This is a genomic window from Agrococcus phoenicis, from assembly GCF_047302415.1.
In the GTDB taxonomy this organism is placed as follows: domain Bacteria; phylum Actinomycetota; class Actinomycetes; order Actinomycetales; family Microbacteriaceae; genus Agrococcus.
Genome location: NZ_CP154854.1, coordinates 371337 through 391578 on the forward strand (window position 1 = coordinate 371337; position 20242 = coordinate 391578).

At 73.9% G+C, this 20242-nt stretch carries 16 protein-coding genes; 15 read left to right on the forward strand and 1 reads right to left on the reverse strand.

Features of this window, described 5'->3' with window-relative positions; translation table 11 throughout:
• Positions 1 to 122: 122 nt before the first annotated feature.
• Genes AA0Z99_RS01835 through AA0Z99_RS01865 form a run of 7 tightly spaced genes read left to right on the forward strand, consistent with a single transcriptional unit; the run spans position 123 to position 10564 of the window.
• A complete protein-coding gene (locus AA0Z99_RS01835; RefSeq protein ID WP_413318910.1) occupies positions 123 to 761 on the forward strand; it encodes a TetR/AcrR family transcriptional regulator in 639 nt (212 codons plus the stop codon).
• Positions 761 to 3718, forward strand: coding sequence for an MMPL family transporter (locus AA0Z99_RS01840; protein ID WP_413318912.1), 2958 nt, complete (start codon positions 761 to 763; stop codon positions 3716 to 3718). The genes AA0Z99_RS01835 and AA0Z99_RS01840 overlap by 1 nt, the downstream gene beginning before the upstream one ends.
• Entirely contained in the window at positions 3715 to 5898 is a 2184-nt protein-coding gene (locus AA0Z99_RS01845; protein ID WP_413318914.1) for a hypothetical protein, read from the forward strand. The genes AA0Z99_RS01840 and AA0Z99_RS01845 overlap by 4 nt, the downstream gene beginning before the upstream one ends.
• Before the next feature lie 46 nt (positions 5899 to 5944).
• On the forward strand, positions 5945 to 6967 hold the full coding sequence (locus AA0Z99_RS01850) for a 3-oxoacyl-ACP synthase III family protein (RefSeq protein ID WP_413318916.1): 1023 nt from the start codon (positions 5945 to 5947) through the stop codon (positions 6965 to 6967).
• Positions 6964 to 7755, forward strand: coding sequence for a glycosyltransferase family A protein (locus tag AA0Z99_RS01855; protein ID WP_413318918.1), 792 nt, complete (start codon positions 6964 to 6966; stop codon positions 7753 to 7755). The genes AA0Z99_RS01850 and AA0Z99_RS01855 overlap by 4 nt, the downstream gene beginning before the upstream one ends.
• Positions 7752 to 8930: a cytochrome P450 gene (locus AA0Z99_RS01860; RefSeq protein WP_413318920.1), complete on the forward strand. Its 1179-nt coding sequence runs from the start codon at positions 7752 to 7754 to the stop codon at positions 8928 to 8930. The genes AA0Z99_RS01855 and AA0Z99_RS01860 overlap by 4 nt, the downstream gene beginning before the upstream one ends.
• Before the next feature lie 2 nt (positions 8931 to 8932).
• Positions 8933 to 10564: a class I adenylate-forming enzyme family protein gene (locus tag AA0Z99_RS01865; protein WP_413320729.1), complete on the forward strand. Its 1632-nt coding sequence runs from the start codon at positions 8933 to 8935 to the stop codon at positions 10562 to 10564.
• Between the two features lie 8 nt (positions 10565 to 10572).
• On the opposite strand, the gene AA0Z99_RS01870 is transcribed toward AA0Z99_RS01865, so the two are convergent.
• The gene (locus AA0Z99_RS01870) at positions 10573 to 11424 is read right to left on the reverse strand and encodes a sugar phosphate isomerase/epimerase family protein (protein ID WP_413318922.1); all 852 of its coding nucleotides are present in this window, start codon (positions 11422 to 11424) and stop codon (positions 10573 to 10575) included.
• A 124-nt stretch (positions 11425 to 11548) separates the two neighbouring features.
• Here AA0Z99_RS01870 and ilvD point away from each other — a divergent pair, with 124 nt between their 5' ends.
• From ilvD to AA0Z99_RS01910, 8 genes are all read left to right on the forward strand, one after another.
• Positions 11549 to 13246 carry a dihydroxy-acid dehydratase gene (ilvD, locus tag AA0Z99_RS01875; protein ID WP_413318924.1) on the forward strand — a complete coding sequence of 566 codons (1698 nt, stop codon included), beginning with the start codon at positions 11549 to 11551 and terminating at the stop codon, positions 13244 to 13246.
• A 61-nt stretch (positions 13247 to 13307) separates the two neighbouring features.
• On the forward strand, positions 13308 to 15095 hold the full coding sequence (locus AA0Z99_RS01880; protein WP_413318926.1) for an acetolactate synthase large subunit: 1788 nt from the start codon (positions 13308 to 13310) through the stop codon (positions 15093 to 15095).
• Positions 15095 to 15613 (forward strand): acetolactate synthase small subunit, encoded by a 519-nt coding sequence (gene ilvN, locus AA0Z99_RS01885; protein WP_413318928.1) that lies wholly within the window; start codon positions 15095 to 15097, stop codon positions 15611 to 15613. The genes AA0Z99_RS01880 and ilvN overlap by 1 nt, the downstream gene beginning before the upstream one ends.
• Positions 15614 to 15664: 51 nt before the next feature.
• A complete protein-coding gene (gene ilvC / locus AA0Z99_RS01890) occupies positions 15665 to 16690 on the forward strand; it encodes a ketol-acid reductoisomerase (RefSeq protein ID WP_413318930.1) in 1026 nt (341 codons plus the stop codon).
• Between the two features lie 179 nt (positions 16691 to 16869).
• Positions 16870 to 18342: an FAD-dependent oxidoreductase gene (locus AA0Z99_RS01895; RefSeq protein ID WP_413318932.1), complete on the forward strand. Its 1473-nt coding sequence runs from the start codon at positions 16870 to 16872 to the stop codon at positions 18340 to 18342.
• Positions 18343 to 18383: 41 nt separating this feature from the next.
• Complete coding sequence (locus tag AA0Z99_RS01900) at positions 18384 to 19388, forward strand: DUF2332 family protein (RefSeq protein ID WP_413318934.1); 1005 nt, start codon at positions 18384 to 18386, stop codon at positions 19386 to 19388.
• Positions 19385 to 19795 (forward strand): hypothetical protein, encoded by a 411-nt coding sequence (locus AA0Z99_RS01905; protein WP_413318936.1) that lies wholly within the window; start codon positions 19385 to 19387, stop codon positions 19793 to 19795. The genes AA0Z99_RS01900 and AA0Z99_RS01905 overlap by 4 nt, the downstream gene beginning before the upstream one ends.
• A complete protein-coding gene (locus AA0Z99_RS01910) occupies positions 19792 to 20232 on the forward strand; it encodes a hypothetical protein (RefSeq protein ID WP_413318937.1) in 441 nt (146 codons plus the stop codon). The genes AA0Z99_RS01905 and AA0Z99_RS01910 overlap by 4 nt, the downstream gene beginning before the upstream one ends.
• The last annotated feature ends 10 nt before the right edge of the window (positions 20233 to 20242 follow it).

A 20242-nucleotide genomic window follows, 5' to 3' on the forward strand; every position in this document is an offset into this window, starting at 1 on the left:
CACGCCTCCTTGTCGCGACCAACCTAGCGCCGCGGGCTGAGCGACGCCGGAACCCACGCATCCGCTATGGATCCTGACCGATCGGTCGAACTCTGACCGATCGGTCAGTACAGTGGTGTCACGTGACCACTCGCGACACGATCCTGGAAGCGGCGCTCGAGCGCTTCGCCCGCTTCGGCTACCTCGGCACCTCGATCCAGCAGATCGCGGACGCGGTCGGCACCTCGAAGTCCTCCGTGCTCTACCACTTCGACTCGAAGGAGTCGCTGCTGGAGGCCGCCATGGCGCCGGCGCTCGACGCGCTCGAGTCGCTGCTGCAGCAGGTGCCCACCAGCGAGCAGCACCACGCCTTCAGCCGCGACGACCTGGTCTCGCTGATCACCGTCTTCGTCGATCTGCTGCAGGCGCACGCGCGCGCGGTCACGATCTTCGTCAGCCAGCGTGGCGCGCTGCTCGACGTGCCGGTCATCGGCCGCGCCAACGCGCTCGTGAACCGCATGGCCGAGGTGCTCATCGCCGAGGCGTCGGCGACGCCGGAGGTCATGCGCCTCTCCATCGGGCTCGCGGGCGCGGCCTTCCTGATCGGCGAGGCCGAGCGCGACGACGTGCCCGAGTTCGACCGCGAGCTCAAGCGCCGCGTGCTGATCGACACGATCGTCGACCTGTGCCCGCCGCTGCCGGCGGAGCACGACCCTGCGGCGACCGTCGCAGCGCACACCGCTGGCGCAGCGAGCGCCACCACCGATCGGAAGGACGCCTGATGGCCACGTGGCTCTCCCGCGTCGGCGCAGCCTCGATGCGCCGCGCATGGTTCGTCATCATCGCCTGGGTGCTCGCCCTCGGCGGCGTGCTGGGCGGCGCGCTCGCGCTCGGCCCCGACATGCAGGAATCCTTCGACATCCCCGGCACCGAGTCGCAGCAGGCCCTCGATCGCCTCTCCAGCGTCTTCCCGCAGGTCGCCGGCTCTGCGGTGCAGGTCGTCTACGCCGCGCCCGAGGGGGAGCAGGTCGAGCAGTTCCGCGACGAGATCGAGGCGCAGGTCGCCGAGATCGCCGAGATCGACGACATCGCCACGGCGCTCGGTCCCTGGGACGAGTTCGCGGCCGACCAGATCTCCGACGACGGCCGCTACGCCTTCGCGCAGGTGCAGTTCGAGCCGAGCGGCTCCGGGGCTGCGCCCGCGGGGCTCGACGAGCTGGTGGCGACGGCGGATGCGCCGCGCGAGTCCGGCCTGGCGGTCGAGTTCGGCGGGCAGGCGTTCCAGGCCACGAGCGTGCCGATCTCCTGGGTCGAGGGCCTCGGCGTGCTCTTCGCCGGCATCGTGCTGTTCGTCACCTTCTGGTCGCTGCTGGCGGCCGGCCTGCCGCTGATCACCGCGCTCGTGGGCGTCGGGATCACGATGGGCGGCGTGCTCGGCGCCTCAGCGCTCGTGACGGTCTCGAACTCCGCGCCGCTCATGGCGCTGATGATCGGCCTCGCGGTCGGCATCGACTACGCGCTCTTCATCCTCTCGAAGCACCGCTCGCAGCTCGCGCGCGGCATGGGCGTCGTCGAGTCGGGGTCGCTCGCCGTCGGCACCGCCGGCACCGCGGTGCTCTTCGCCGGGCTCACCGTCATCATCGCCCTCACGGGCCTGCTGATCGTCGGCATCCCGTTCCTATCGGTGATGGGCATCGGCGCTGCTGCCTCGGTCGCGATCGCCGTGGCCGCCGCCGCGACGCTGCTGCCGGCGATCATGGCGCTGCTGGGCGAGCGCCTGCGCCCGAAGCCGGGCAGTCGCGCAGCGCGCCTCGCCGAGCGCGACGTGGACGAGCGGCCGACGCTCGGGATGCGCTGGGTCACGGGCGTCGCCAAGCGGCCGTGGGTCGCGATCCTCGCCGTGCTCGCGGTCGTGGGCGTCGCATCCGTGCCCGCCGCGAGCCTCGAGCTCGCCCTGCCGGACAACGGACGCGAGGCGCAGGGCACGACGCAGCGCGTCGCCTACGACACGCTGCAGGAGGGCTTCGGCGACGGCTCGACGGGCCCGCTGGTCGTGATGGCCGACATCACGCAGGTCACCGACATCATGGGCGTGCTCGACGACCTCTCCGACGACCTCGCCGAGATCGAGGGCGTCGACCGCATCGGCAGCGCCTACCCGGACGAGACGGCCGACACCGCGATCGTGCAGGTGATCGCCGAGACCGGCCCCACCGACCACGCGACCGCCGAGCTCGTGCAGCGCATCCGCGACGCAGCCCCCGCGCTCGAGGCCGAGCACGGCACCCCGATCGCCGTCACGGGCGCCACCGCGGTGCAGATCGACGTCTCGCAGCGCCTCGCCGACGCGCTGCTGCCCTTCGGCGCGGTCGTCGTCTCGCTCGCGATCGTGCTGCTCATGCTCGTGTTCCGCTCGATCCTGGTGCCGATCACGGCAGCGCTCGGCTTCCTCGGCTCCGTGCTCGCCGCCTTCGGCACGGTGGTCGCGGTCATGCAGTGGGGCTGGGGCATCGAGCTGCTGCACGCCGAGCCCGGGCCCATCCTGTCGTTCATGCCGGTGCTGCTCATGGCCGTGCTGTTCGGGCTCGCGATGGACTACCAGATGTTCCTCGTCTCCGGCATGCGCGAGGCCTACGCCCACGGGCGCGCCTCCGACCCCGACCGCGCGATCAGCGCCGTGCGCCACGGCTTCGCCGCGAACGCCCGCGTCGTCACGGCAGCCGCGCTGATCATGTTCTTCGTCTTCTTCGCGTTCGTGCCGGAGGGCATGGCGATGATCAAGGCGATCGCGCTCGGCCTCGCGGTCGGCGTGGCGGTGGACGCCTTCCTCGTGCGCATGACGCTGATCCCGGCGCTCATGACGCTCATGGGCGAGCGCGCCTGGTGGCTGCCGAGGTGGCTCGACCGCGCGATGCCCGACATGGATGTCGAGGGCGAGAGCCTCGGACGGCACCGCACCGCCCTCGCGTGGGCGACGGATGCGGGTGGTCACCTCGCGCTCGAGCGCCTGCGCCCCGAGCCCGGCCACGACGAGCCCGGCAGCGCCTCCTGGACGATCACGGCGCCGCGCGGCGCGGTCGTGCGCCTCGACGGCCCCTTCGCCGACCGGCAGCGGCTCGCGCACGCGCTGCTGGGCGACATCGGAGCGGCCGGCCGCGCGCACGTCGGCGGAGCGGCGCTGCCCGGCGACGTCGCCGCCCTGCGCGACCGCATCGCACTCGTCGACCTGGACGGGCACGTCGAGTCGGCGCACCAGGCGGCCAGGGCCGCGCTGGCGCTGCGCTCGCCCTTCGCGGTCGGGCCCGTGCTCGACGCGCGCGCCGACCAGCTCGTGGAGCGCGCCGGCTCGGCCGCGGGCAGCGCGATCGACGCCGCGGCGCCGCTCGCGAGGCTCGCACCGCTCGAGCGCACCGCCGTGCTGCTCGCCATCGCGCTCGAGCGCACGCCGAACCTCGTCTGGATCGACGCCGCGGCCGGCGCCCCGACCGGCGCCGCGGCGCTCGCGGCGCGCCTGGGCGGCGACGACCTCACCATCGTCACCAGCGAGCCCTCGCCCGAGGCGCACGGGCGGGCGACCCTCGAGCTGTCGCCAGCGGACGCGGCCGCGGAGGACCGCGAGGCAGAGGCTCGCGAGGCCGAGGCCGCCCGCGCCGACGCCGCATCCGGCACCGACGACGACCGACCGACCGACAGCGGATCCCCGAGCGGGGATCTCGCGACCACGGGAGCAGACCGATGACCAGCACGCTCAGGAAGGCTGCCGCGCTGACCGCGGCCGCCGCGACACCGTTCGCGATCGCCGCGCTCGCCGCATGGTCGCTGGGCCCGGCCGTCGACGGCGAGCGCGACGTCGCCGCGGCCGTCGTCAACAGCGACCAGATCATCACGACCACGGCCGCCGACGGCACCGAGTCGACGATGTTCGCCGGTCGCCAGGTCGTCACCGACCTGGTCGCCGACGACGACGACGGCTTCGACTTCCTGATCCTGAACGAGGAGGACGCGGCAGAGGCCCTCGCGGCCGGTGACGTGCGCGCGATCGTGACGATCCCCGAGGACTTCTCCGAGCGCGTGCTGAGCCTGCAGGGCGACGAGCCGCAGCAGGCCGGCATCCGCATCGTGACGGACGCGAGCTCGAGCGGGCTCGCGACCAGCCTCGCGACCGAGACGGGCGAGTCGATCATGGCGTCGTTCGGCGACGTCGTGACGAGCGGCTTCATCTCGGGGATCTACGGCGGCATGGGCACGATGGCCGAGCAGCTCGGCGCGGTCGTCGACGGGGCGGATGCGCTCGGCGACGGCGGCGCGGAACTGGCGGAGGGCATCGGCGAGATCGCCGGCGGGGTCGATCAGCTCGCCGACGGCGCCGGCAGCGCGCAGGACGGCGCGCTGCAGCTCGCCGACGGCGGCGACCAGCTCGCGGGCGGCCTCGGCACGGCGCAGCAGGGCATCGGCCAGCTCGCCGACGGCAGCGCCGCGCTCCGCGACGGCGTCGGGCAGTACACCGGCGGCGTCGACCAGCTGGCCGGCGGCGCCGCGCAGCTGAGCGGCGGCATCGACCAGTACACCGCGGGCGTCGACCAGTTCGCCGGCGGCGTGCAGCAGCTGACCTCGCAGATCGGCGCTGGGCTCGACCAGGCGATCGAGGCGGGCGGCATCGGCCAGCTCGAGCAGGCCATCGGCTCCTCGTCGTCGGCTGCCGCCCAGATCGTCGCGGCGCTCGAGGCCGACCCGGGCACCGACCCGGCGGCGCTCGAGGCGGCGCGGCAGCTCGCCGCGGGGCTCGCGCAGCTCGAGCAGCAGGACATCGGGGGCGCGCTCGCCGCGGGCCTCGGCGAGGTGACCGGGGGGCTGGACCAGCTCGACTCCGGTGCGGCGCAGCTGATCGCCGGCGGTGCAGGCGTGCGAGAGGGTGCGGCGCAGCTCGCCGACGGTGCCGCGCAGGCATCGGCCGGTTCGCCGGCGCTGCGCGACGGCGCGGCGCAGCTCGCCGGCGGTCTCGGCGAGCTCGAGGGCGGGTTCGGCGCCTCGGTCACCGGTGCGCAGCAGCTCGCCGACGGCACGCGCGAGCTCGGCACGGGCCTCGGCGAGCTGGGGTCCGGCGCCGTGCAGCTGGCCGCCGGTGCGCGGTCTGCGCAGACCGGCGCCGAGCAGCTGGGCGATGGCGGCACGCAGCTCGCCGACGGCCTCCGCGAAGGGCTCGACGCCCTGCCGCAGCTCAGCGACACCGAGCTGGAGAACCTCTCCGACGTCGCGACGAACCCGGTCGGCTTCGACCTCGCCGAGCAGCACCCGCTGCCCACCGGCGAGGCACGCATCCTGACCGTCGCGGTGCCGATCGGCCTGTGGCTCGGCGCGCTCGCGCTCGCCCTCGTGCTGGCCCGCAGCCGCAGCCGCGTCCTCGCCTCCGGCGAGCCCGACGGCCGCGTGCTCTCGACGCTGCTGATCCGCTCGGCCTGGCTGGTCGGCCTGCAGGCGCTGCTCGCCACGCTCGTCGTGCACACGATCGGCGGCGTCGCCTGGTCGGCGGCTCCCGCCACGATCGGGGTCGCGCTCCTGTTCGCCGCCGTCGCGACGCTGCTGCACCTCGCGCTCGTCGCGTGGTGGGGCCCGGTCGGCGCGGTCGTCTCGCTCGTGCTGCTCGGCCTGCAGGCGGTGGCCGCCGGCGGACTGGTGCCGCGCGAGGCGCTCGGCGAGGGCTTCGCGAGCATCGCGCCCGTGCTGCCGATGACGCACGCGGCGGATGCGCTGCAGGCGATCGCGGCGGGCGCCGGCGGGGTGGGCGCCTCGGTGGCGATGCTGGTGATCTTCGCGGGCCTCGGCCTGCTGGCCGCAGCGCTCGCGGTGCGCTCGGCGCGCCGGAGGGCGACGGGGGAGCGGATCCGGGCCCTCGACGCGCTGGCGCCCGCCGCCGCGTAGCGCCGAGGATCACGGCTCGGGCGGCGCGGCGGGCTACGCTCCGACAGTGCCGACGACCTCCGCGCCGCTCACCGCCGCCATCGCCGCGGTGGGCACCCACCTGCCCTCCCGCATCCGCACCACCGCGCAGACCGAGCGGCGCCTGCGGGAGGAGAACCCGGGGGTGCCGCTGCCGGTCGGGCTCATCCATCGCATGACGGGCGTCGACCGGGTGCACGAGCGCGAGGAGGGCGAGCAGGCCTCCGACCTCGCGGTGCACGCGGCGCGTCGAGCGATCGAGGCCTCGCCGGAGCCCGTCGACCTGCTGGTGTTCGCGAGCGCGAGCCAGGATCTGATCGAGCCGGCGACATCGCACATCGTGAGCGACAGGCTGGGCCTCGGCGTGCCGGTCTTCGACGTGAAGAACGCCTGCAACTCGGTGCTGAACGCCGTGCAGGTGGCGCAGGCGCTCATCGTCTCGGGCCAGGCCCGGCGCGTGCTCATCGCGAGCGGGGAGACGCCGACCAGCGCAGTGCGCTGGCGGGTCGCCGACCGGCACCAGTTCGTGCGCTCGTTCCCCGGCTACACGATGAGCGATGCGGGTGCCGCGCTCATCCTCGAGGCTGCGCCAGCGGGCGACGGCCGGGGGGTCGTGGGGATGGCGTTCTCGGCCGCGAGCCACCACTGGTCGATCGGCACGCTGCCGATGGGCGGCTCGATGCGCCCGCGCGATCCGGAGGCCACCTACTTCGACATCGACGGGCGAGGGCTGCAGCGGGCCTTCATGGCGCTCGGGCCCGAGCTCGTGACGGGCCTCCTCGCCCGCCACGCCATCGGGCTCGACGACGTCGACCTGGTGCTCATGCACCAGGTGGCCGAGCCCCACCTCGCGCCGATCGCCGAGCGGCTGGGGCTCGGCGTCGAGCGCATCCTGCCCACCGTCGCGCAGCACGGCAACCTCGCCTCGGCGACCCTGCCGATCCAGCTGCGGCGCGCGCTCGACGACGGGCTGGTCGGCCCCGGCAGCCTCGTGCTGCTGGTCGGCCTGGCGGGCGGCATCAGCCTCGGGGCCGCGGCGGTGCGGCTGTGAGCGGTGCGGCGGGCGCGCCCGGTCGCCTCTTCGTCGTGGTGCCGGTCTTCGACGAGGCTCGCGGCATCGGCCCGACGCTCCGCCAGCTCGCCGCGCAGCGCGACGCCGACTTCGACGCGATCTTCGTCGACAACGCCTCGACCGATGGTTCGCGCGCGATCATCGAGGCCTTCATCGCCGAGCGCGGCCTGCAGCGCTGGCGGGTGATCCACGAGTCGCAGAAGGGCACGGGCGCCGCCGCCGACACCGGCATGCGCGCCGCGATCGCCGCGGGCGCGACGATGCTCGCGCGCACCGACGCCGACTGCATCCCGCGGCTCGACTGGACGGCCCGCATCCGCCGCGCCCTCGCGCCGCGCGCGCAGGGCGGGCTGGGGCTCGAGCTCGTCGCCGGGCTGCTCGTGCCCCGGCACGACGAGGGATTGGGCCCGCTCCGCCGAGCGGGCCTCACCGCGGCGGTGAGGGTGGCGGATGCCTTCGGCGTGCTGCGGCCGTCGAACAACGGCCCCGAGTTCCACGGCCCCTACGTGATGGCGGCCGGCTGCAACGTCGGGATCACCAGCGCCATGTACGAGGCGTGCGGCGGATTCCCGCGCACCGCGATCGAGGAGCTGCACGAGGATCGCGCGCTCGTGAACGCCGTGCGGCGGCTGACGGGGAGGGTCGCGCGTCGCGACGACGTCGTCGTGCGCGGCTCGTCGCGCCGCGTGCAGGCGTGGGGGCTGAAGAACACGCTGCTCTGGTACAAGGATCACGCGTACCGGCCGTCGCACGTGGACATCCGATGACGGCCGACCGCACGCGTCGCCTGGCGCTCGCGATGCGCCACGACGCGCGGCTCATGCGCGCGGTGCACCCGATCGGCTACCCGCTGCTGCAGGCGGTGCGCGGGCCGGTGCGGCGCGTGCCGGGGCTCGGCGTCGTCGTCAAGGACGCCGCGCTCGCGCGCCAGGTGCTGCTCGACGGCGAGGGCTTCTCGAAGCAGGGCAAGGGTGCGTCGAGCGATCTGTGGACGCCCGTGCTCGGCGCGCGGGTGCTGGTGAACATGCACGGCGACGACCACCGGGCGCTGCGACGCCGACTCGCCCCGATCTTCTCGCCCGCCTTCGTCGAACCGCTCGTGCAGCAGTCGCTGGGCGAGGGCGCCGCCGCCCTCGAGCGCAGCCTGCTCGCGGGCGATCGCGTCGACCTCGCCGCCCACACCCGGCGCTCGGCGAGCGCCGCCATCGCGCTGCTCGTCGGGCTCGAGCGGGAGGCCGTCGATGACCGGCTGTTCCAGCAGATCGCGGGCATCACGGGCATGGTGCGCCTCACTCGCCCGACGCTGCGCCCCGCGCAGGTCAGGAGCGCCCGCGCCGTGCTCGACGCGCTCGGCGAGCACGCCGCGGCCGCCTACCGCGGTGACGAGTCGACCGTGCCGGGGCGGCTGCGCGGCCTCGGCCTCAGCGAGGAGGAGGCGCTGAGCGCGGTCGGCGCGTTCATCCTCACGGGCACCGAGACGATCGCCGCAGCCATCCCGCGCATCGCCGCGCTGCTCGCCGACAGCGACACGCTGCACGAGGCCCTCGACGACGAGCCGGCCGAGCGCGCGATCGCCGAGGGGCTGCGCTGGACGACGCCGACGCCCGTCATGCTGCGCTCGACGCTCGCGGCCCGCACGATCGGGTCGGTCGCGGTCGCACCCGGCGATCGCGTCATCATCGTCACCTACGCCGCCGACCGCGCCGCCGGCGGCTTCGACCCCGCGAGCGATCGAGCCGCAGGGCTCAAGCAGCTGTGGTTCGGCGCCGGCGCCCACTTCTGCATCGGCGCACCGCTCGCGATGGCCGAGATCCGGCTGCTGCTCGCGGCGCTCCGCCGCGTGGCGCGCGCCGGCCGCGCGCTGCGGGTGATCGAGCGCACCCCCGCCCGCGGCCAGCTGCTGCCCGCGTACTCGCGCCTGATCGTGGAGGCCCGCCCGTGAGCATGCTCGAGGCCGTGCTGGCCGCCACCCGCGAGCACGCCTCGCGACCGGCGCTCACCTCCGGACCCCGCACGCTGACCTTCGCCGAGCTCGGCGAGCGCATCGATCGGGTCGCGACGGGGCTCGCGGATGCGGGGATGCAGCCGGGCGATCGCGTCGCGTTCTCGGTCCGTCCATCGGCCGACGCCGTGGTGCTCGCGCTCGCGATCTGCCGCGCGGGCGGTCAGATCGCCTTCGTCGACCTGGGTGCGGGCCCTGAGCTGCTCGCCGCCCGGCTCGCGCTCGCGCAGCCGCAGTGGACGGCTGCGGAGTCGCTGCTGCACCTCGTCTCGAGCCCGGGCCTGCGCCGCGTCGCGCGCACCCGCGGCATCGACCTGCCCGCCTACGCCGAGCTGCTGCCGCACGCGCGGCACATCGTCACGGGCCGCCGGCTGCCGGGCTCGCCGCGAGGGGCGCACCGCCTCGACGCGCTGGCGCGCACCCGCCCGAGGCGGCTGCCGCCCGCCGACGCCGCCGCTGACGCGCTGCTGATCTTCACCTCCGGCACGACGGGCGAGCCGAAGGCGGTGCTCCACACGCTCGCCTCGCTCGGCGCCGGTCTGGCGGACGTCCGCGCGGGGCTCGGCCTCACGCCCGGGCTCCGCCTGCTCACCGACCAGCTGATGATCGGCATCCCCGCGCTCATCGCCGGCAGCCACTGGACCCTCCCGCCCGCGGGCCTCGACCCGGGCGCCTCGCCGGAGCACTACCTGCCCCACCTCGAGCGCGCCGACGCGGTCTTCGCCTCGCCCGGCGGCCTCGACGCCATCCTGCGCCTGCTCGACGAGCGCGGCTCCGGGATCGGCGGCCTGCAGCTCATCGCCCTCGGCGGGGCGCCCGTGCTGCCGCCGCTCATCGAGCGCGCGCTCACCCGCTTCCCCGATGCGCGCATCCGCTGCGTCTACGGGATGAGCGAGATCCTGCCGGTCGCCATCGCCCACGGCGGCGAGAAGCTGCGCGCGCCGAGCGGCGGCGACCTGGTCGGCGACGTCGTGCCGAGCGTCGAGGCGCGCATCGACGACGGCGAGCTCGTGCTCGCGGGGCCCGGGCTCGCGCGCGCCTACCTGCACGAGCTGCCCGACGAGCTCGCCGAGGTGCGCACGGGCGACCTCGCCCGCATCGATGACGGCCGCCTCACGCTGCTCGGCCGCAAGAAGGACATGCTGCTGCGCGGCACGCAGAACATCTACGTCGGGCTGTACGAGCCGCTCATCGCCTCGCTGCCCGGCGTCGTCGACGCGGCGATGGTGGGGGTGCCCGACGCGATCGGCGACGACCGCGTCGTCGTCGCCGTCGTGCCCGAGGGCGCGCCCGACGACCTCGGCCCCGACCCCGCGCATCCGCTCGCCAGGCGCGTCGCGGCGGCCCTGCCGGGCCTCATCGACCACGGCGCGCTGCCCGACCTGGTCGTGGCGATCGGCGCGCTGCCGAGGCGGGGGCGGATGCGCAAGCCCGACCGGGCAGCGCTCGTCGCGCTCGTCACGCGGCTCGTCGACGACGCGAGCAGTGCCCAGGCTCGACTGCGGGAGGGCCGACTGCGCGAGGGTCGCGCGCAGGAGGGGCCCGTGCAGGGCCGGGGCGAGCTGGCGCCCTGAGCCGCAGCTCAGCTGCCGGGCTCGGGCTCCGGCGTCGAGGAGGCCGGTGCGGGCTCGCCGGTTGCGGTGGGGCCGACCGCGAGGTGCTCGCGTGCGAACTCGATCGTCTCGGTGAGCAGCCGCAGCCGGTCGCGCTCCGAGCGGGCCTGCCGCGTCTTGATCTCGGCGATCACCTGACCCGACCACTGCTGCTGCGCGAGCATCTGCAGCACCTCGGCGACCGGCTCGTTGCCGTGGCCGGGGATCAGGTGCTCGTCGAACACGCGGCCCTCCTCGGCGGCGACGCCGTCGGTCAGGTGCACGTGGCGCAGCCGGTCGCCCAGGTCGAGCGCCAGCTGCATCGAGTCGCGCTTCGCGAGCGCGCAGTGCGAGAAGTCGAGCGTCGCGTGGTCGACGTCCATGAGGCTCGGGTCGATGCCCGGCAGGTAGGCCTGGCGGTCGATGCCGCCGGCCGCCCACGGGAACATGTTCTCGACAGCGACCTCGACGCCGTGCTTCTGCTCGGTGGCGCGCACCGCGTCGGTGAAGGTCCTGGCGTACTTGCCCTGCCAGCGGAACGGCGGGTGCACGACGACCGTCGGCGCGCCCACCGAGACGGCGAGCTCGGCCGAGCGGTCGAGCTTCACGAACGGGTCGCGCCCCCACACGAAGGTCGTCAGCAGCACGACCGGCGCGTGGATCGCCATGATGGGCTGCTCGTAGCGGTCGGCGAGCTCCAGCAGGCGCTCGGGGCTGCGCGTCTTCGAGTCGGTGGTCACCATGACCTCCACGCCGTCGAACCCGGATTCGCGCGAGAGGCGGAAGCCGTCCTCGACCCCCTTGGGGAAGACGGAGATCGTGCTGAGGCCGATCGGGATCATGTCTCGACGGTAGACCCTCTCGGTGCGTGCCAGCCAGCCGACGGGGAGCGGACGCGGTGCTGCGATGGCCCTCGGCCGCGCCGCGCGGCCAGATCAGACATCACCCGCGGCGTAGGATCGCAGCATGCCTGAGATCGACATCAAGCCGCGTTCCCGTGCCGTCACGGACGGCGTCGAAGCGACCACCAGCCGCGGGATGCTGCGCGCCGTGGGCATGGGCGACGCCGACTGGGAGAAGCCGCAGATCGGCATCGCGAGCTCGTGGAACGAGATCACCCCCTGCAACCTCTCGCTCGACCGCCTCGCGCGCTCGTCGAAGGAGGGCGTGCACGCCGGCGGCGGCTACCCGCTGCAGTTCGGCACCGTGTCGGTCTCGGACGGCATCTCGATGGGCCACGAGGGCATGCACTTCTCGCTCGTCTCGCGCGAGGTCATCGCCGACAGCGTCGAGACGGTCGTGATGGCCGAGCGCCTCGACGGCACCGTGCTGCTGGCCGGCTGCGACAAGTCGCTGCCGGGCATGCTCATGGCGGCCGCGCGGCTCGACCTGGCGAGCGTGTTCGTCTACGCCGGATCGATCGCGCCCGGCTTCGCGAAGCTCGAGGACGGCACGATCCCGAAGTCGATGACGATCATCGACTCCTTCGAGGCGGTCGGCGCCTACAAGGCCGGCAAGATCTCGGCGGAGGACCTGCACCGCATCGAGTGCGGCTTCGCCCCGGGCGAGGGCGCATGCGGCGGCATGTACACCGCGAACACCATGGCCTGCGTCGCAGAGGCGCTCGGCATGAGCCTGCCGGGCTCCTCGACGCCGCTCTCGGCCGACCGCCGCCGCGACTACTACGCCCGCCAGTCGGGCGCCGCGGTCGTCGAGCTGCTGCGGCGCGGCATCACCGCCCGAGACATCCTGACGAAGGAGGCGTTCGAGAACGCCATCACCGTCGCGATGGTGCTCGGCGGCTCCACGAACGCGGTGCTGCACCTGCTGGCGATCGCGCACGAGGCCGGGGTCGAGCTGACCCTCGACGACTTCCGCCGCGTGGGGGAGCGCTCGCCGCACCTGGCAGACGTCAAGCCCTTCGGCGCCTACGTCGCGCAGGACTTCGACCGCGTCGGCGGCATGCCGGTCGTCATGCGGGCGCTGCTCGACGCCGGTCTGCTGCACGGCGACGTGCTCACGGTGACCGGCAAGACCCTCGCCGAGAACCTCGCCGAGCTCGACCCGCAGCCGATCGACGGCACGGTGGTCCGCGAGCTAGCCGACCCCATCCACGCCACTGGCGGCCTGACGATCCTCTCCGGCACCTTCGCCCCCGACGGCGCCGTCGTCAAGACGGCCGGCTTCGACGCCGAGGTCTTCGAGGGCCCGGCGCGCGTCTTCGATCGCGAGCGCGCGGCGATGGATGCGCTGACGAACGGCGAGATCCAGGCGGGCGACGTCGTCGTGATCCGCTACGAGGGCCCGAAGGGCGGTCCCGGCATGCGCGAGATGCTCGCCATCACCGCGGCCATCAAGGGCGCTGGGCTCGGCAAGGATGTACTACTCTTGACGGACGGCAGATTCTCAGGCGGCACAACCGGCCTGTGCATCGGCCACATCGCCCCTGAGGCGGTCGACTCCGGTCCGATCGCCTTCGTGCGCGACGGAGACCGCATCAAGGTCGACATCGCCGCTCGCTCGCTTGACCTGATCGTCGACGAGGCAGAGCTCGCTTCCCGGCGTGAGGGCTGGGAGCCGCTGCCCCCGCGCTACACGCGCGGAGTCCTCGCCAAGTACGCCAAGCTCGTGCAGTCCGCCGCCACCGGCGCTGTCACCGGCTGACGCACGCCCGGTCGATCCAGCCAGGCCCGCCCCGCGCGGGCCGTTCGAGCCCAGGAGAGCCATGACCATCACCCCACGGCCCGCGCCCCCGCGCGAGGCCTCGCCGCAGACCCTGACGGGCTCCGGCGCCGTCCTCAAGTCGCTCGAGCTCCTCGGGGTCACCGACGTCTTCGGCATCCCCGGCGGCGCGATCATCCCGTTCTACGACGAGCTCATGCAGCAGAGCGCGATCCGCCACATCCTCGTGCGGCACGAGCAGGGCGGCGGGCACGCCGCCGAGGGCTACGCCGCAGCCACCGGCCGCGTCGGCGTCTGCCTGGCGACGTCGGGCCCGGGCGCCACGAACCTCGTCACCGCGATCGCCGACGCCTACATGGACTCGGTGCCGATGGTCGCGATCACCGGTCAGGTCTTCAGCCACCTGATCGGCACGGATGCGTTCCAGGAGGCCGACATCACGGGCATCGTGATGCCCATCACGAAGCACACCTTCCAGGTCTCCGACCCCGCCGATGTGCCGGGCGTGCTGAAGGCCGCCTTCCACATCGCCTCCACCGGCCGCCCCGGCCCCGTGCTCGTCGACATCACGAAGGACGCGCAGGCCAACTCCGCGCCGTTCGTCTGGCCGGAGAAGGTCGACCTGCCCGGCTACCGACCCGTCACGAAGGCGCACGGCAAGCAGATCGCGGCGGCAGCGCAGCTGCTCTCGCAATCGCAGCGCCCGCTGCTCTACGTGGGCGGCGGCGTGATCCGCGCGAAGGCCTCGCAGGAGCTGCTCGACTTCGCCGAGGCGACGGGCGCGCCGATCGTCACGACGCTCATGGCGCGCGGCGCGTTCCCCGACTCGCATCCCCAGCACCTCGGCATGCCCGGCATGCACGGCGCGGTGCCGGCGGTGCTCGCGTTCCAGGAGTGCGACCTGATCCTCGCGCTCGGTGCGCGCTTCGACGATCGCGTCACCGGCAAGGTCGCCGAGTTCGCGCCCGGCGCCAAGGTGATCCACGTCGACGTCGACCCCGCGGAGATCTCCAAGATCCGCGCCGCCGACGTGCCGATCGTCGGCGACGTGCGGGACGTGCTGGCCGACCTGTCGATCGCGTTCCAGGATCTCGCGGTCAGCGAGCGCCCCGACCTGACCGACTGGTGGGAGCGCCTGCACGGGCTGCAGGAGCGGTTCCCGCTCGGCTTCACGCCGCCCACCGACGGCAAGCTCTCGCCGCAGCACGTGATCCAGCGCATCGGCGAGCTCACCGGCCCCGAGGGCGTCTACGCCGCCGGCGTCGGCCAGCACCAGATGTGGGCCGCGCAGTTCATCAAGTACGAGCGGCCGAACGCCTGGCTCAACTCCGGCGGCGCCGGCACCATGGGCTACGCGGTGCCCGCCGCGATGGGCGCGAAGGTCGCCGACCCCGAGCGGGTGGTGTGGGCGATCGACGGCGACGGCTGCTTCCAGATGACCAACCAGGAGCTCGCGACCTGCACGCTCAACGACATCCCCATCAAGGTCGCGATCGTCAACAACTCGTCGCTCGGCATGGTGCGGCAGTGGCAGAGCCTGTTCTACGAGGGCCGGCACTCGTTCACCGACCTCGAGACCGGCACCGACGCGAAGATGATCCCCGACTTCGTGAAGCTGGGCGACGCCTACGGCTGCCTCTCCATCCGCGTCACGACGCCGGAGGAGATCGACCCGGCCATCAGGCTCGCCCTCGAGACGAACGACCGCCCGGTCGTGATCGACTTCATCGTCTCGAAGGACTCGATGGTGTGGCCGATGGTGCCGCAGGGCGTGTCGAACTCCTTCGTGCAGTACGCGAAGGATCACAGCCCCGTCTGGGAGGAGGAGTGATGAGCACGCATGTCCTGTCGCTCCTGGTGGAGGACAAGCCGGGTCTGCTGAGCCGCGTCGCCGGGCTCTTCGCCCGTCGCGGCTTCAACATCGACTCGCTCGCGGTGGGCCGCACCGAGGTGCCGGGGCTCAGCCGCATCACCGTCGTCGTCGACGTCGACCAGCTGCCGCTCGAGCAGGTCACGAAGCAGCTCAACAAGCTCGTGAACGTGGTGAAGATCGTCGAGCTCGAGCCCGGGCAGTCGGTGCAGCGCGAGCACATGCTGATCAAGGTGCGCGTCGACAACTCGACCCGCTCGCAGATCCTCGAGGCGGCGACGCTGTTCCGGGCGCGGGTCGTCGACGTCACGACCGATGCGCTCGTGATCGAGGTCACGGGCGACTCGCCCAAGTGCCAGGCGCTGCTGCGGCTGCTCGAGCCCTACGGGGTCAAGGAGATCGCGCAGTCGGGCCTGCTGGCCATCGGGCGCGGCGGCAAGTCCATCAGCGAGCGCGTGCTCAAGGGCGACCGCGGCTGACGCGCGCCCTTGAGCCACCACACACGTACGAACGAACAGAAGGAGTCATCCATGACTGAGGTCATCTACGACGACGGTGCCGATCTCGGCATCATCCAGGGCAAGAAGGTCGCGATCGTCGGCTACGGCTCGCAGGGCCACGCGCACGCGCAGAACCTGCGCGACTCGGGCGTCGAGGTCCGCGTCGGCCTGCAGCCGGAGTCGAAGAGCCGCCAGAAGGCGACGGAGGCCGGCTTCGAGGTGGGCACGCCCGCCGAGGTCGCCGAGTGGGCGGACGTCGTCGTCCTCCTCGCGCCCGACCAGTTCCAGCGCCACATCTACAACGACGAGGTCGCGCAGCACATGACCGAGGGCAAGACCCTCGTCTTCAGCCACGGCTTCAACGTGCGCTTCGGCTACATCGACGCGCCCGAGGGCATCGACGTCGTGCTCGTCGCGCCGAAGGGTCCCGGGCACACGGTGCGCCGCGAGTTCGAGGCGGGTCGCGGCGTGCCCGTGATCGTCGCCGTCGAGACGGATGCGTCGGGCTCGGCGTGGCAGACGGCGTGGTCGTACTCCAAGGCGATCGGCGGCCTCCGCGCCGGCGGGATCAAGACGACCTTCACCGAGGAGACCGAGACCGACCTGTTCGGCGAGCAGGCCGTGCTGTGCGGCGGCGTCTCGCAGCTGGTGCAGTACGGCTTCGAGACCCTCACCGAGGCCGGCTACCAGCCGGAGATCGCCTACTTCGAGGTGCTCCACGAGCTGAAGCTCATCGTCGACCTCATGTGGGAGGGCGGCATCGCCAAGCAGCGCTGGTCGGTCTCCGACACCGCCGAGTACGGCGACTACGTCTCGGGCCCGCGCGTCGTCGACGCGCGCGTCAAGGAGAACATGCAGGCCGTGCTCAAGGACATCCAGACGGGTGCCTTCGCCGAGCGCTTCATCGGCGACCAGGACGCAGGCGGCCCCGAGTTCAAGGAGCTCCGCGCCAAGGCCGAGAGCCACCCGATCGAGGCGACCGGCAAGAAGCTGCGCGACCTCTTCGCGTGGGAGCAGCCGGACGCCGACTACGTGGACGGCAGCGCCCAGCGCTGAGCCGCTGATCCACTGCAGGGGCGAGGGGTCCACGCGGATCCCTCGCCCCTGCTGCTCTTCCCGCGACCGTCGCTCGCGCGGCCCCGCGTGCGCGGCGCGGACGCGGCAGCCGGGGCGTGCGGCTCCACCTGGGCGCTCGCCCCTTGCGCATGCCCCGCCGCCTCGCTTGGCTGGGGTACATGACTGCTCTGTGGCACGCCGACGGCCCGACCATCGACTTCGACGATGCCTCGCACCGGCGGCCGGACGTCGCGGTGATCGGCGCAGGCGTCACGGGCCTCGCGACCGCAGCGCTGCTCGCCCGTCGCGGCGCGAGCGTCGTGGTGCTCGAGGCGCGCCCGATCGGCGCTGTCGCGACCGGCAACACCACGGCCAAGCTCAGCCTGCTGCAGGGCGACCGCCTGCACCGCATCCTGCGGCTCGCCAGTCGCGAGGCCACGCAGGCGTACGTCGACGGCTCGCTCGCCGGCCAGCGCTGGCTGCTCGAGCTGCTCGAGCGCCGCGGTGCTCCCGCCGAGCTGCGCCCGGCCGTCTCCTTCGCCTTCGGCGCAGGCGGTGCCGCGAGCATCGAGCGCGAGCTCGAGGCGGCGCGCAGCCTGGGGCTGCCCGTCGAGCGCGGGGGCGCCGAGCCACTGCCCTTCGCCACCGCCGGCTCCCTGCAGCTCGCCGGCCAGGCGCAGCTGCAGCCGATGACGATGCTCGCCGCGCTCGCCGACGAGCTGCGCGAGCACGGCGGCAGCATCGCGCACGCCTCCGTGCGCCGGGTGCGGGCGGGGCGCGACGGCGTCGAGATCGAGTCGGATGCGGGGCACTGGCACGCGAGCACCGCCGTGCTGGCGACGGGGTCGCCGGTTCCCGCTCGCGGCACGTCGACGCTGCTGGAGGCGCAGCGCTCGTACGCCGCCTCGTACCGCACCTCGGCACCGCTGCCGGAGGTCATGGCGCTCAGCGTGGACGAGCCGAGCCGCTCGCTGCGCACGGCGATGCTCGGCGGGGAGCGGGTGCTCGTGGCCGGCGGGGGCGGCCACGCGGTGGGACGCCACCGCGATACGCGGCGCATCGTCGCTGAGCTCGACCGCTGGGTGCTGCAGCACTGGCCCGATGCGGAGCGCACCCACGAGTGGAGCGCGCAGGACTACCGCACGCCCGACCGCTTGCCCTGGGTCGGTGCGCGGCCGGGCTCGCGCGGCCGCGTGCTGCTGGCGACGGGCTTCGACAAGTGGGGCATGACTGCCGGAGCGATGAGCGCGCTGGCGCTCGCGGGTCGCATCGTGGGCGACGAGCCCAGCTGGTCGCGCGCGCTGCGCCGGCGCGGCATCACGCCCGTCGCGCTCGGCCGCCTCGCAGGTGCCGCCGCCGCGAGCGGCGCAGCGGACATGCGGGCGTGGGGCCAGGCGCTCACGCCCGCGTCCGTGCCCGCCGAGGGCCAGGGCAGCCTCGGTCGCGAGGGCGTGCGCATCGTCGCGACCTCGACCGTCGAGGGCCAGACCCGGCAGGTCTCCGCCTTCTGCCCGCACGTCGGCGCGCTCGTGCAGTGGAACGCCGAGGGGCGCAGCTGGGACTGCACCGCGCACGGCTCGCGCTTCGCGCCCGACGGCGCAAGGCTCGAGGGCCCGGCGGCCTGCCCGCTGCGGCAGCGCACCGAGGCCTAGGCCGGCGGCGCCTGCGCGGCCGCAGTGCCATGCTGGGCAGCATGCAGAGCGTCACCGACGAGGAACGGGTCAGCGAGGCCTATCGGCGCTGGGCGCGGGTGGAGGCAGGCGAGCGCTCGCCTCGCTACGCCGAGTGGGCGGAGGGCGTCGCCGACGATCCGCGGCTGTGCGCGGCGATCGCCGAGCTCGATCCGCTGAAGCGCCAGGCCAACCTGCTCTTCGCCGCCGCCCGCTTCGAGGGCGTGCCGCTGCAGCCGTGGGCGCAGGTGCGCGACATGATCGCCGGCAGCTGGCACCGCATCCGCGCAACGATGCTCGCGCGCATGACGCAGACCAACGAGGCGCGCCGCATGGCGACGCTGATGCCCGCGATCGCGCACCTGAGCGGGCCCATCGCGCTCGTCGAGGTGGGCGCATCCGCCGGGCTCTGCCTCTACCCCGATCGCTGGCGCTACCGCTTCGGGCCGGGGAGGCTGCTGGGCGACGCGAGCCTGCCGCTGCTCGAGACCGAGGCGTCGCCCTCCACGCCCCTGCCGCCGCAGCCCCCGACCGTCGCCTGGCGCGGGGGCCTCGACCTGCAGCCGCTCGACCCCGATGACCCCGACACGCGGGCGTGGCTCGAGGCCCTGGTGTGGCCGGATGCGTCGGGCGGCGTCGACGGCGCACGCGTCGACCGGGTGCGCACGGGCATCGCGATCGCTCGGCGCGAGCGCGCCCACGTGCGGCGCGGCGACCTGATCACGGACACGCGGACGATCGTCGAGGAGGCCGCGCGGCACGCGCCGACCGTGGTCGTGTGGCACTCGGCGGTGCTGGCCTACGTGCCCGCGGCGGCGCGCGCCGACTTCGCCGCGCTGATGCACGGGCTGCCCGTCACGTGGGTGGCGAACGAGGGCGCGACGCTCGAGCTCGGGCCCGCGGCACCGTGGGCGGGGCCTGCCGACTTCGTGCTGCGTCGCGACGGCGAGCCGCTCGCGATCACGCATCCGCACGGCGCCTCCATCACCTGGGCCGCCGACCTGCCGCAGGTAGCATCGAGTCGATGAGCACTGACGAGGACGCCCTCCGCTGGGAGGGCGACGACGATCTCGATCGCCTGTCGGTCGCCGAAGCGGAGGCGCAGGCCGAGGCGGACCGCGCGGCCCGCGCCGAGGCATCCGCCGCCCCCGTCCGCGCCGCGCGACCGCGCGGGCCGCTCGGCTGGCTCGTGCTGCTGCTCGCCCTCGCGGCGACCGCCGGATGGATCGTCGTCGTGCTCGCCAACCCCGTCGACCAGCCGAGCCTGCTGGGCCTCGCGATGTATCAGCTCGGCGAGCTGCTCGCGGTGCTCGCGCCGCTGCTGTGGTGGCTCGTGGTCGACCGGTGCGCGCCGCTCGAGCGCCGCGGGCCCTGGTGGATCGCCGGCCTCGTCGTCACTGCGCCGTGGCCGCTCGTGGCAGGGCTGCTGGCATGAGCGCGGCGCAGGCGGGCGACGACCCGGTGCAGGACGATGCGGTGCAGGACGATGCGGTGCAGGACGACCAGGTGCAGGACGAGCAGGTGCGGGACGAGCGCACCCCGCGCGAGGAGCGGCCGGGCGACAGCTGGATCGTGGCGCTGCTCTTCGCGCTCGGCTTCGGCTACGACACCGTCGAGGCCGTGGCGAACCATCAGCAGCTGCCGCTGCTCTACCTGGGCAGCGGCATCGAGGGCTCGACGCCGTGGTGGCTGCTGGTCGCCGGCATCGCGCTGCCCGCGCTGCTGTTCCTGGCCGCGCTCTGGATCGGGCGGGGCATGCGCCTCGTGCCGAAGGCCGGCGTGCTGCTCGTGGCGCTCGCGGTGAGCGCGCAGCTCAGCCTGCTGGCCGAGCAGCTGGCGCGGCAGATCGCCGTGGCCGCGCTCGGCGGCTGAGGCGTCCCGG